We start from the raw sequence: 13,775 nt of genomic DNA, 5'->3' as shown, positions 1-13,775 counted from the left end.
TTATGTTTTTATTGTAAAAAGTTATCTTCATCTATCGGAACAGGTTCGTCTTTCATGAACAATTCAAAAGAACCGATAGGAGCGAAGTCAATGTTAATTATGTTATAATCATTTTTATTTCGCCATAAACGAATAGAATCTGTCCCTTTCTTTTCTAACCATGCACGAGTAACAGGTTCTCTTTCTTTGAGGCCTAAAACATCTACAAGCAACCATTGGCCTAAAGCAGATTGTCCAAATCTTTTTCCATTTTCATCTTTTAAAATGTTGCTTCCAGATTGTAAGCCTTTCATGTTGTCTTGAGTAACTAAAGCAGGAATTATTTTTCCATTCGGAAGCTTTAATGAAAAACGTACTTCAGGTTTTTCATCTGAAAGACCTTTATAGTTTTCTTTAATTCTTTCAAATTCAAAAATATCAGATGTGAAAAAATCAGGATGCTTTTTGTGAAATTCTCTAGGAATAGGAACATAAATTTCATTTAAAGGTCTAGGAATGTTACTGCCTTTATTTTTAGATGCGGCATTCCAGGCATTTAATCCAGATTTTTCTTCTACTTCTTTAGATTGATAAGAATATAATGGTAAATAAACTTCAATTATATCTGGTTCTGCTACTTTTGTAGTTTCAATAAGATTAAAGTATGCTTGTAGTAAAAATGAAAATGGATCTTCAATAATTTTAACGTCAAATTTATTTAACGTTAAAGTATCGTATTTGTCAGAATCAAATTTTTGCCATATTTGAGAATCGGCAAATGTATACCTGTAATCTTTATTACCATCGGACCAAGATAAAGCAGATGATGTGGCGCTAAAATCTTTAATTTTATTTACATCAATTAATGGATATGCGCATTCATTTATGGTAAAAATACCTTGATCACGAGTTATATAATGATAAATGTTTTTGTCTTCTGATAATCCTAAACGTTCATAATCACTTTTCATTCGTTGATTTTTAATCTCAGAAATTTTATAAGCTAATGAATGTAAATCTCCACGATATACGTTTATATCATTTTGATAACGTTTAAGTTGCATTACTTTTTGGAATGAAGGTTTACTGCCCATCCAAGTTTTTAGTCCTATTCCAATTCGTTCATTACCAAAAATAGAAAGTACATCATGAGGCGTATTACCAATATCTACATTTTGACCATTAAAAATTTTTGTAAAAACAGTTTCCTGAAATTTAGAATCAAGATACGGAATTAAGTCTCCTTGTTTTTGTCGAAATAAGTTTGATAATGCTCCATAAACTTGTAAAAACTTTATATACTCTTCTCTTTGGTCACTAGAAAATTGTTCCCAGACACTCATGGCAATAAGACATTTAAAATTTCTTGGCTGATTCTTTCTATTAATGGAGTTGTAACTGAATTTCCAGCCTGCATATATAATTTACTATTAGCAATATTTGGCAAAATATATTTATCCATTGGATATCCTTGAAAAGAAAAACATTCTTTAGGAGTTAATTTTCTAATGCCATAATCATCTAAAATTAAAGGAACATTATGTCCTCCTGTGCCCATATTTGCTGTTAGGGTTGGACAAACTTGATTTTTATTTTCCCTAACATAAACTCTCCTCCATTGATATATTGTGTCTTTTGAAGTTATTGTTTTTTCTAATTCAGGATAATATTGGTGGTCTTTTTTATAATAAAGATTATCTGCTTGTTTTCCTTTTTCTAAAATATCATGTATTGTTTTAGTTAATGGAATTGCTTCTGGAAATTTAAAATCGCCATGATTTGTTACTTGTTCTTTATCAAATGCAACAATAAAAATTCTTTCTCTATTTTGAGGAACATTAGCATGTGTAGAAGAATTTAATACTTTAGTGTATGCTTTATAGCCAAGCTTTTCTTCTAGAATTTCTAAGATTACTTTGAAAGTATTTCCTTTATCATGAGAAACTAGATTTTTAACATTTTCAAGAAAAACCACCTTAGGTCTTTTTGCTTCAATGATTTTTTCTACATCAAAAAACAATGTACCTCTCGTATCTTGAAATCCTTTTCTATTTCCTGCAATTGAAAAGGCCTGGCAAGGAAATCCTGCACATAAAATTTGGATATCATCAGGAATATAATTTTTTGTAACTTCTTTAGTAATATCCCCAAATGGGACTTCTCCAAAATTAGAACGATATGTTTTTTGTGAGTCTACATTCCATTCGCTAGTATAAACACATTTACCTCCTAAATTCTGCAACGCAATTCTAAATCCGCCAATTCCAGCAAAAAGATCAATAAATTTAAAAGTATAATTTTCAGGAGTTGGAAATGGAACATCTTCGACTTCAAAAAGTAATTGTTGTAATGCAGAATCGGAAACGATATTTAGTTTCTCTTCTTCATTTTTGTATTCAACAATTTGTTTTATGTATTCAGCAGCTTCTTCTTCAAAATGATCTTTAACGCCATTGTGATAATTATGTAGATAATGCGTAACAACGGCCTTTCTATTATCGTCTTCTTCTACAAAGCGATTTTTAAATTTTTTACCATCAAATTCGTCAATGTTGATCTTTTCTTCTCCCGTCATTTTTTCGCTAAAATTAAAGGTGCAATTTATGAATAATAATCCAAAATTAGGAATTAACTTTTCCACAAACTAGGCTTGATATATAGTAGATATTTATCTATTCTTTATCCCTCTTCCCCCACTTAATCTTAATCTTCCCCTCATTATCATAAGCAATCAAATGCAGCACAATGCCACGTTCTCTAACAGCTTTGCGCTCTTCTTTAGTGGCAAGGCTCGAGTCATTCTTAGAATTTCTTAGCGGAACTGTAAGCGCGAGATTTGTACCTCGGCCAAAAGAGTAAATTCCGTCTATGTCGAAGTTTAAGACGCTGGAACTAATGGTTAATTTATGAATGTCAACTTGTTCTCCACGAAGATTAAGCGAACCCGATAAATCGCTAAAAGTTATATTTTCTACATCGCGAAACGGAAAAGCAAATTTGCCTATTTTCATAATCGGTTCAAAGTTGAGTAAAGCGCCTTGATTCACATTAAAATCTAATTTACCTCGCATCGAATTCACAATCAAATCGCCTTTGCTGCTCATTAAACCCGTAACATTGGCGTTGCTGCTTAATCGTCCTTTAATGTTTTTCGGACTGAAAGATTTAATGCCGAAATTATTGAAAGATCTTAAAAAGCTCGCAATATCTACGCGGTTTACTTGTGCGGTCGAACTAAAAATATATTGGTTTCCGCTAGGCAGAATGGCGCCGTTAAACGCAATGCTTCCGCCAGAAGTTTGCAAAGTTCCGTTTTTGAGTAGTAATTTCGAATTCAGCATTTGCAAAGTCGCTTTGGTATTCGTTGCTGTAAGCGAACCGTAAGTGATTTTATCGGCCTTGAGATTGATTACAGCGGTACATTTCTCAATAACCGATTTCAGCTGATTTGTAAAATTGACGTTCTTCTTTTTAGTTTGTTTTTGTTGCGCTATTTTTTGAGTTGGCGAATTTTTTAAAACACCTAAAAACTGTTTTACATCAATACTAGGGCAGTAAATATTCCAGTTTACAACCATTTTTTCGGGTGCGTCGTAATACAGATTCAAGAAATTATCAATTTTCCCGTCAATGCGAATAATGTTGTTTTTGTGTTTATAAGCTATTTTTTTGATGTAAAGCGCCTGCTCTGTAAACGATAATTGTACAGCGGTTTTTTCGGCATGAATGCTTTTCGGAAGATAATCAAACGTAGCATTATCAATATCGACTTCGCCCGTTATACGCGGTTTGTTGATGTATAAATCGACAATATCAAACTGAAATCTTAAATTGGCTTTGGCATGTCCGCTTTCAAAATGAAGAATTTTTTCGTTGCTCATCTTGTTAAGTTTCGAAATATCAAAATCGGCATTTACGATTCCAGTAGCAATTGGTTTTTCGAGATTATTAATAACAGCTTGTGAAATCGTAAGCGGAATCGTTTCATATTCAGCTTTAAAATGTGTTAGAATTATAGCAGAATTCGGATCATTAAAACCTTTTTCGGGTTTAAAATTATTTGTAAAAATACCTTTGAAACTGCAATTGGTAAACAAACCATCTGGAATCGTCAATTCGTTATTTCGAATATCGGCCTGAACTACAATTTTCGGATCGCCTTCAACATTCAAATCGCCTTTTATATCGCAATTGACTTCAATCGGTTTCTTTAAATCAAATTGATTTAGTTTCGAACTGATATTTCCCGATAATAAATTGGATGCATTTCGCCATAAAATATTGGTTTCGATGTTAATGCCGAAAAGTGAATTCTCTTTTCCGATATTAAAGAAAGCTTTAATATCAAAAGCATCGGAACCAATTTTAAGTTTTTGGGTTTTAATATCAATTTTTTGAGATGCTTCAGAATACGAAACATCAAAATTGCCTTGCAGTATTTTTTCTTTGGCAAAACTTCCGTGAACGGTATTAAAAGCCAGACTATTAATTTTGGTTTTCAAAAACAAATTTGTCTGCCAGTTTTCATCATCATAATTCACTTTTGAATCTAGAGAAGCCACATCAAAATCGAATAATTTGTGTCCTAAATGATTGTCAATAATTACATGAACATTGTTGAGGTTTACTTCGTCAATGGTCGTTTCGGTTTTTTCTTTGTTAGATTCTGTTTTTTTCTTTTTCGGTTTAAAGATATTTACATTCGAATAACCGTTCTCTGCTTTGTAAATGTAAATCTGAGCATCATTAATTAAGATTTTATGAATGCTGATTTCTTTCTTTAATAAACTTAAAATGTTTAAACGAGCTTCTATTTCTTTGGCTCTTAATAAAGTATGTTTGTGGTTTTGCCATTGATTATCTTTTATTTCTACATCATTTAATGCCAAAGTGAAGTTCGGAAAACCAGTTAAAAACTTATAATGAAAATCGTTTACATGAAATTTACCATTTATATTTTCGTTGATTTTATGATTGACTTTCGCAATAATTTCTGCTTTATTCTGATTAAAATAGATAGACAAAGCGCCACACGCAATCAGAAGCAAGGCAATTAATCCTAGAATAAAAAATCCAAACCGTTTTGCATATTTTTTAAACGGATCAGATTGAAGAAAGGTTTTTATTTGAAGTAAAGTTTGCTGCATTTTAAATTAAATCTTTGGAGTACTAAAGATACTACAAAAAAGATTAACATTTTATTAGGTTGGTTTTCAGTGGAATATATCGTAAATTGAAATCTAAAAAAGTTTTATACAGTTGATAATTAATGACAATACATTTATAATGAAAACTAATTTAGTAATCGTGTTTGATTTGTTTTAAATTTTTAAATTTGTACTGTAGTTTGAAAGTTAAAAATTCAAACATAATTTTAATCTTAATATATTATGGCATTAGCAATAACAGATGCTACTTTTGATGAAGTAGTTTTAAAATCAGATAAACCAGTAATGGTAGATTTTTGGGCAGCATGGTGTGGTCCTTGTAGAATGGTTGGTCCAATCATTGACCAATTAAGCGAAGAGTACGCTGGTAAAGTAGTTGTTGGTAAAGTAGATGTAGATGCTAACCAAGAATTTGCTGCAAAATATGGTGTGCGTAACATACCAACTGTTTTGGTATTCCAAAATGGTGAAGTAGTAGGAAAACAAGTAGGAGTAGCTCCGAAACAAGCCTACGCAGATAGCTTAGACGCTTTATTGTAATCTTAGATTACGATTGATATAAAAAAGGTTTGGCGAAAGTCAAGCCTTTTTTATTGGAATAAAATGAGATTAGTTTTTAAACACATAGAATCATAGATTTTGTAAGCTTAATAAAAGGCATTTCATTTATTTAAAACAAACATAGAATGTTTAAAGGCATTTTGACACTGAAACTATGTTTATTTAAACAAGTGAAACGTCTTTATCCACAAAGAAAAACTATGATTCTATGTGTTTAAAAAAATAATGGTAAATGTAGCGCCTGCATCTGGTTTTGAGCAAACTTGTATTTTACAATTAATTGCAGTCGCCAAATCACGAATTAGATGCAATCCTAAACCAGATTTGATTCCTATAACTTGAGATTCGTCGTATAAAGCTTTAAATTTTTCCTGAGTTCCGCCTGGGCCATTGTCGGTTATCGAAAGATAATTATTGCCATTTTCCTGCCAAGCTTTCCATATAATTTTGGCATTTGAAGTTTTGTCTAAAGCTTTTATCGCGTTTCCGGTAAGGTTTCGCATAATCGTTTTTAGATAATTTTCGTCTGTTTCTAAAATGATGCTTTCAGGATTTTCAAAAACAATTTCGATGTTTTCAATGTTAGAAAAATGCTTTTCAGTTTCTTCAAACAAAACTTCAATTGCTGTTTTTCTAAACTGAGGAGTGAAATTTTCCATTTGTCCTTTGCTCCAAAGCAAAATATCTTCCATCGATGATAATAAATTTTCAGCTCCAGTTGTAATTTTATTTTGCATTCTGATCGCCGTTTCTTCATCAATAAGTTCGGGATTTTCTTTTTGAAGATGCAGAAAATGAATGAGATTTGAAATCGGACTTCTTAAATCATGATTTAAAATACTAAAAAATTGCGCTTTAATTTTATTCGCTTCGTCCAATTCTTGATTCAAAGCCTGAAGTTTCAAATTGGTTTTCTTTCTGTTTTGGCTTTGTTTCATCAATAATAATCCGATAATGCAAACCAAAGCAATTCCAGAAATTAAGAAAATACGCTGTTGTTTAGCTTCTTCAATCTGAATATTTTTAATGGCATTTTCGGTCGAAAGATTCTTGATTTCCTGTTGTTTAGTCTTATTCTGATAACGAGCTTCTGCATTTGCAATACTTTGATTAGCAGATTGCTCCATTACTTCGTCATTATGTTCGCTGTAAATTTCGTTATAATGATAAGCTTCTTTCCATTGGCCAAGCGCGGCATAACTTTGAGAAAGTTTTTTATTTATGGTTACAAAAGATTCCTTATCGTAAGTTAAAGCATTAAGAGAGGCTTTTTTAAGGGTTTCAATAGCTTTTTTATATTCTCCTTTTTGATATAAAACTTTTCCCATTGCTGTTTGGGCTTCCATTAAAATCTCGTCATCAGTCGATTTTTTTCCTAGCGAAACGGCTTTTTGAGCATAAGAAAACGCTTTGTCGGTTTGGTTCTGATTAATGTAGTATTCGGACAAACTTCGGTTGGCAAAACTTAAATTTAAAAACAAAGAATCTTTTTTTGAAGGATACGTATAAACCAGTTTGTAATATTTCCTGATACTGTCCAAATTTCGTAAAGGAACAAAACATTGTAAATAATAATTGCACAAAAAAGCACTTACATAAGGCGAAGTTTTTACATGTGGCTTGGCGTAATTGAGATATTCGATTGCTTTGTTGTATTGCTTCATTTTTGCGTAAGCAGATCCAATTTGGCAGTATGAAATCCCTATATTTTCAACATTAGCAATATCTTTCGGAAGCTGTTTTTTGTAATTGATGGCTGTTAATTGATAATCAATAAATGTTTCATAATCAGCGTGATCTAAATAGTATTCGCCAAGACTTCCGTTAAGAATAGATTGCGTGTAATTATTTTTAGTAGTATCGAGAATTTGTTTAATGTAAATAATAAGATTATCACGCTTTTTAATTTCGTTTAGCGAATAATACATATAATTCAACCTCATGCAATTTGAGGTAATATTTTTGAGGTGTTTTGCTTTTTGAGCGTAAGTCAGAGAAGTTTCGTAATTTTTTACTGCCTTTTGATATTGGTTGTTATTGAATTCGTAACCGAAACCTTTTAAAAAATAGAATTTTGAAACGTATGAAAGTTTGTTTTTAGCAATCGAAATTCCTTTATCTGAAGCATTGATGAGTTTGATGTATTCATCTGCACTTAGAAGTTCGTTACAATATTTCAGCCAGACTTTGAGTTTTTCGTCTACTGTTTTGTAACGCGCCAAATTGGGTTCCTGCTGTGCAAAAGCATTGCAACTAATTAGAAGTAAGAGCAGGAACTTTAGATTTTTCATGCCATCAGGTTTAAGTTTTCTTTATAACTTCTTCCAATCGGAATGACGGTATTATTATTCAAAATTATTTCGCTCGAATTAATCTTTTGAACGTACTGTTTTTGCACGGCATAACTTCTGTGAATGCGAATAAAGGACTGAAAATGATCTTCTTTCAATAAATTTCCAATACTCGAAAGTACACAATGCCTTTTTCGGTCTGTAACTACCAAAGTATAATCTTTTAAAGCTTCGAGATATAAAATTTCATGCAGTTTTACTTTTGTCTGTTCGTGACCTTCTTTAATATAAATCGTATCGCCGCCAATACTCGCTTCAAACAAAGAGGCTTTAAGTTTAATTTCCATAAATTCTTCAATACGATTTATGGTCTGTGTAAAACGATCTAATTTTAAGGGTTTTACAATAAAATCTAATGTTTCGATTTGAAAACTTTCTACCGCATGTTCAGGATGTGCGGTTATAAAAACACAAACGGGAATATCTAAAGCTTGTTTTCTAAATTCGATTCCGTTTAAACCCGGCATATCAATATCCAAAAACAAAATGTCAATTTTTTCTTTTTCTAAAAAAGGAACAGCATCCTCAGCCGATTCAAAAATGCCTAGAATATCTAAAACAGGAAATTTCTTGGCATAAGAAACCGCAGTCAGCCTATCTATTTCATCATCATCAATTATAATACACGTGTATTTCTTCATCCAAAAATGATTTTTAAAAAATAAAAAGCATAAAAATGGTTGTCTGTCTATTTAAAATGCTGTTCGTCTATTAGCGATTTTTTGCTAGAATTTATTCCGACAACTTTGTCATGTAATTAAATCAAAAGGAAAGAAACTGCCTTTATGATAATTGCAAAAATAATGTTATTGAATTAAATAAGAACCATTTGACCAATTTTTTAAAGACTAGAATTATTATGAAAACTTTTAAAGCCCTTTTTTCAATTTTTTTACTTGCAATTAGTACCATTTCATGCAGTGGCGATGATGGAGCTAACGGAATCGATGGAACCAATGGAGTTGATGGTGCGCCAGGAGCAACAGGAACAGCAAATGTTATTTATAGTGCTTGGATGACTGCCCCAGCAGCGGTTGCCGAAACAATAGACGGAACTTCAGGATTATCGACTACGATTAATGCTCCAGAACTATCATCTGATATTTTGGCAAAAGGAACAATACTTGTTTATATGTCTTTTGGAAGCTCAATTTACACTTTGCCTTACACATCAACAGCTGGAGGATCGGTAAATACGATTACGGCGATTTCAACTGTGCAAAAAATTAAGCTTTTTAGATTTAAACATGCTGCAGACGGAACAACTGTTTCTTTGCCAACTTCTCTAAACTGGAGATACATTTTAATTCCAGGCGGAAAAGCGGCAGCAACTGCAAAGACTGCAAAACTGGATTATGCTAAAATGAGTTACGAAGAAGTTTGTGCGCGTTTAAATATTCAGCCTTAATTTCTAAAACAACCAATTTCAACCAAACAAAAACTATCAAAATTTTATATCATGAAAAAGTTTAAAACCATTATAACCATTTTAGTAACTGCCATTTTAGCAATTTCTTGCAGCAGCGATAAAGACGATAAACCAACATATAAAACTGAAAATCCGTTAGAAGTTTACTACACTGCAACAGGTTTTACTACAGTAACTAATTTTATTAATTCTGGAGATTACGAATTCGGATTGGTATTTACGCCAACAGTTAAAGGTAAAATTAAAGCCATTACTTTAAAACTTCCAGCAACAAACCCTTCTGTTCGTGTTACGATTTGGGACTATACAGCGAAATCTGTATTGCGTTCTGAAACCTTAAACGTTGCCACTGCAGATGTACAGGTTGCTAAAGAAATTAGCGAACTGGCTTTAGATAAAGACAAAAAATATATGATTACCATGAACTCAAATGATTGGTACAAAAAGAACAAAGCAGATCTTACAAATGTTACTTACCCAATTGTTGCAGGAAACATCACATTTAACGAATACAGATGGATTTCTGGAACTGCACAAATTTTCCCAACAAATGTTTCGGCAAATTACAATGCAGGAGATTTAAGCTTTGATTTTCAACAAACTGAATAATTCTTTTTTTGGATAGCTTTGAATTAGTAAAGGAAAAGGTTTGACGATTGTCAAGCCTTTTTCGTTTTCTGTCGAATCGAAAGTTTTAATGTCGTTGCTTTTTTTTATTTTTAACGAATCTTATATCCCTCTCAAAAATGAAAATTTTCTACAGCTTTCTTCTTTTTTTAATGACAATTACAATCGGATTTTCCCAATCAAAAACAAAAGGAAATCTTATTTTAGAAAATGGTGTTTCAGAGCAACTGGCTCAATTTAGAAAGCGCCAAATCTCAAACGTGACTTATAATCTTTCATTCGAAATTCCGAAACAGAAAAGTCAAAACATTAATGCTCAATTGGCGTTGATTCTTACTTTATCCGATTTAAGTCAGTCTGTTTATCTTGATTTTAAAGAGAAATCTCAAAATATAAAATCGGTTTCAGCAAATGGAAAACAAATTGCAATAGTTCATGAAAAAGGACATATTGCGATTCCAGCAAGAAGTTTAATTTCAGGAAAAAATACAATCGAAATTTCATTCATTGCAGGGAATTTATCTTTAAACAGAAACGAGGATTTTCTCTACACATTATTAGTTCCAGATCGTGCAAGCACTTTATTTCCTTGTTTTGATCAGCCAGATATTAAAGCAACTTACAAATTAAGTCTTTCTGTGCCAAAAGAATGGTCGGTTTTGGCTGGAGCCGATGTAAAAGAGAAAGTTGAAAAAGGCGATTTTACATTATATACTTTTGGAGAATCTGATAAAATGAGCACGTATTTGTTTTCATTTGTCGCTGGAAAATTCAATAGCATTACAAAGAAACCAGGTTTAGAAATGACGTTTCTTTATCGTGAAAATGATAAAAACAAAATAGAAAGCAGCACCGATACTATTTTCAGTTTACATCAGCAATCGTTAGACTTTTTAGAAAAATATACCAATTATAAATTTCCATTTCAGAAATTGGATTTTGCCTCAATTCCGGTTTTTCAGTATGGCGGAATGGAACATGTTGGTGCAATTCAATACAGAGAATCGACTTTATTTTTGGATAACAGCGCAACTGACAGCGAAAAATTAAACCGAGCAAAACTCATCGCACACGAAACTTCGCACATGTGGTTTGGCGATTTGGTTACAATGAAATGGTTTGACGACGTTTGGATGAAAGAAGTATTTGCCAATTTCATGGCAGACAAAATCATGAATCCAATTTTTCCGAAAGTCAATCATAATCTACAATTTTTCACTGCGCATTATTCCAGCGCTTACGCGGAAGACCGATCTTTGGGCACGCATCCGATCAGACAGCATTTGGAAAATTTGAAAGATGCTGGCTCGCTTTACGGAGCCATGATTTACAACAAAGCGCCAATTATGATGCGTCAATTAGAAGCTTCGATGGGAAAAGAAGCTTTTCAGAAAGGAATTCAAAAATACATTCAAAAATACGCTAACGACAATGCTGATTGGAATAATCTTGTAGAAATTCTAGATGCAGAAACGCCTTTGGATATGAAGAAATGGAGCGAAGTCTGGGTAAATAAATCCGGAAGAACCATTTTTACAGATAAAATAGAATACGATTCTAAAAATAAAATTAAAAAATTTGAAATTGCACAACAAGCAGAAGATAAATCAGGAAATATCTGGCCTCAGGTTTTTCAAATTGGGTTGATTTATGCAGAAGATGTGAAGGTTTTAGCAACTAATATTAATGATAAAAATACAGTTGTAAAAGAAGCTGAAGGACTTGAAAAACCGCTTGCCGTTGTTTACAACTATAATGGTTTCGGGTACGGAGTTTTTCCGCTTGACGGCAATAATTTAAATTATATTTCAAGTTTAAAAGATGAGGTTGCAAGAGCGTCGAGTTACAGCAATTTTTTTGAAAATACATTAATTGGAAATGTTTCTCCTGAAAAAGCGTTCGATTGTTTTTTAAAAGGAATTCAATCGGAAGAAAATGAGTTGGTTTTGAGAATTGCATCAAACAGTTTGAATACAATTTATTGGAGATTTTTTACCGAAGAACAGCAAAATAAAGTCCAAAAACAGCTTTTAGGTATTTTATATGAGCGTTTGCAAGCTAATTTGTCAGCAAATATCAAAAAGACTTTATTCGGATTGTTCAGTTCAGTTGCTTATTCAGATTCAGGAAAAGCGAGTTTGTACAAGATTTGGAATAGAGAAGTTTCTATTTCTGGATTGAAATTAAATGAAGACGATTATACTAATATGGCGATGAATTTAGCTATTTTCAAACATGAAAAAGCAGATGAAATTTTGGAAAAGACAAGAACTTCAATATCAAATCCTGACAAAAAGAAGCGATTTGAATTTCTGCTTCCGTCTTTATCCAAAGATGAATCGGTTCGAAATGCTTTTATAGAATCATTAAAAGATGATTCAAATCGAGAAAAAGAAGCTTGGGTTTCTGTAGGTTTGGCAAATGTAAATCATCCGCTTCGCCAGGAAAGTGCACAGAAATATATTAGATTTTCATTAGATTTGGTAGACGAAATTCAGCGCACGGGAGATATTTTCTTTCCAAAAGATTGGCTTGACAATACTATCGGGAAATATTCGTCTAAATATGCTTTTGATGAAGTGCAGCGATTCTTAAAAGAAAACCCTAATTTTAGTCCAATCTTGAAGCGTAAATTATTTATGGCGACAGATTTGCTTTTTAAAGCGCAAAATATTAAAAAAGAAACCGAATGAAAATCGAATCGGAAATAGAAAAAGTCTCGAGTTTTCAGCACCTAGAAATGCTGGCGAATCAGGTTGTGGAAGGTTTTATATCGGGAATGCATAAGAGTCCATTTCTTGGATTTTCTGCCGAATTTGCGGAACACAAGGTTTACAATGCGGGCGAAAGCACCAAACATATCGACTGGAAATTGTTTGCCAAAACAGACCGTTTATATACGAAGCGTTTTGAGGAAGAAACCAATCTGCGTTGCCATTTGATTGTCGATAATTCATCATCAATGCATTATCCAGAACTAAAATCAAATCAGCCTTTTTACGAAAAGAAGATTGGTTTTGCGGTTTTGGCTTCGGCAGTTTTAATGAATATTTTGAAGAAACAGCGCGATGCCGTTGGTTTAAGCGTTTTCTCTGATAAATACGAATATTATGCGCCAGAAAAAGGAAGCGATCGCCACCACAGAATGCTTTTGAATAAGCTGGAAGAATTATTAGTGCAGCCAAAAGTCAAAAAAACGACCGATACAATTACGTATTTGCATCAAATAGCCGAGAAAATGCATCGCCGTTCGATGATTATTCTGTTTACAGATATGTTTCAAACCGAAGATGATGAAAAACTTTTTAACGCTTTACAGCATTTAAAACATAATAAACATAAAGTTGTTTTATTTCATGTTGTTGATAATCAAACAGAAATGAAATTTGATTTTGACAACGCGCCAAGAAAGTTTATCGATTTAGAATCGGGAGAAGAAGTTTCAATTTTTGCCGATAATGTAAAACAAGAATATGAAAAAAGGGTAGAAGCTTATTTTAAAAATCTGGCTTTAACCTGCGCAAAGAACCAAATTAAGTACGTTTCGGTAAATGTTGGCGATAATTTTGAAAAAATATTGACTACATATTTAGTTGAAAAACAAAACTTTGGATAAATATTTTAAAATTTATTTCATTTTTTTTACAAAAATACTTGCAG

Annotated in this window: 10 protein-coding genes; 5 read left to right on the top strand and 5 right to left on the bottom strand. The window is 32.2% G+C overall.

Annotated elements, in window-relative coordinates; translation table 11 throughout:
• Nucleotides 1–8: 8 nt before the first annotated feature.
• The 3 genes from P0R33_RS11140 to P0R33_RS11130 form a co-directional block, all read right to left on the bottom strand.
• Entirely contained in the window at nt 9–1,322 is a 1,314-nt protein-coding gene (locus P0R33_RS11140) for a restriction endonuclease PLD domain-containing protein (protein ID WP_276175507.1), read from the bottom strand.
• Complete coding sequence (gene dcm / locus P0R33_RS11135) at nt 1,319–2,554, bottom strand: DNA (cytosine-5-)-methyltransferase (protein WP_276175506.1); 1,236 nt, start codon at nt 2,552–2,554, stop codon at nt 1,319–1,321. Before dcm ends, P0R33_RS11140 begins: the two co-directional genes overlap by 4 nt.
• Nucleotides 2,555–2,651: 97 nt before the next feature.
• Nucleotides 2,652–5,126 carry an AsmA-like C-terminal region-containing protein gene (locus P0R33_RS11130; protein WP_276175505.1) on the bottom strand — a complete coding sequence of 825 codons (2,475 nt, stop codon included), beginning with the start codon at nt 5,124–5,126 and terminating at the stop codon, nt 2,652–2,654.
• Nucleotides 5,127–5,369: 243 nt separating this feature from the next.
• On the opposite strand from P0R33_RS11130, the gene trxA reads away from it, so the two are divergent.
• A complete protein-coding gene (trxA, locus tag P0R33_RS11125) occupies nt 5,370–5,687 on the top strand; it encodes a thioredoxin (protein ID WP_008466289.1) in 318 nt (105 codons plus the stop codon).
• A gap of 227 nt (nt 5,688–5,914) precedes the next feature.
• Here the strand turns inward: trxA and P0R33_RS11120 are convergent, their stop codons facing one another.
• Nucleotides 5,915–7,999 (bottom strand): ATP-binding protein, encoded by a 2,085-nt coding sequence (locus P0R33_RS11120; RefSeq protein ID WP_276175504.1) that lies wholly within the window; start codon nt 7,997–7,999, stop codon nt 5,915–5,917.
• Nucleotides 7,996–8,700, bottom strand: a complete 705-nt coding sequence (locus P0R33_RS11115; RefSeq protein WP_276175503.1) for a LytTR family DNA-binding domain-containing protein — start codon at nt 8,698–8,700, stop codon at nt 7,996–7,998. Before P0R33_RS11115 ends, P0R33_RS11120 begins: the two co-directional genes overlap by 4 nt.
• A 218-nt stretch (nt 8,701–8,918) precedes the next feature.
• Here P0R33_RS11115 and P0R33_RS11110 point away from each other — a divergent pair, with 218 nt between their 5' ends.
• From P0R33_RS11110 to P0R33_RS11095, 4 genes are all read left to right on the top strand, one after another.
• Nucleotides 8,919–9,467, top strand: a complete 549-nt coding sequence (locus tag P0R33_RS11110) for a hypothetical protein (RefSeq protein WP_276175502.1) — start codon at nt 8,919–8,921, stop codon at nt 9,465–9,467.
• A 51-nt stretch (nt 9,468–9,518) separates the two neighbouring features.
• On the top strand, nt 9,519–10,097 hold the full coding sequence (locus P0R33_RS11105; RefSeq protein ID WP_276175501.1) for a hypothetical protein: 579 nt from the start codon (nt 9,519–9,521) through the stop codon (nt 10,095–10,097).
• A 137-nt stretch (nt 10,098–10,234) separates the two neighbouring features.
• A complete protein-coding gene (locus tag P0R33_RS11100) occupies nt 10,235–12,808 on the top strand; it encodes a M1 family aminopeptidase (protein WP_276175500.1) in 2,574 nt (857 codons plus the stop codon).
• Nucleotides 12,805–13,731 (top strand): DUF58 domain-containing protein, encoded by a 927-nt coding sequence (locus tag P0R33_RS11095; protein WP_276175499.1) that lies wholly within the window; start codon nt 12,805–12,807, stop codon nt 13,729–13,731. The genes P0R33_RS11100 and P0R33_RS11095 overlap by 4 nt, the downstream gene beginning before the upstream one ends.
• The last annotated feature ends 44 nt before the right edge of the window (nt 13,732–13,775 follow it).

Source organism: Flavobacterium sp. YJ01, assembly GCF_029320955.1.
GTDB lineage: Bacteria > Bacteroidota > Bacteroidia > Flavobacteriales > Flavobacteriaceae > Flavobacterium.
This window is presented reverse-complemented; position numbering and strand designations above follow the sequence as displayed.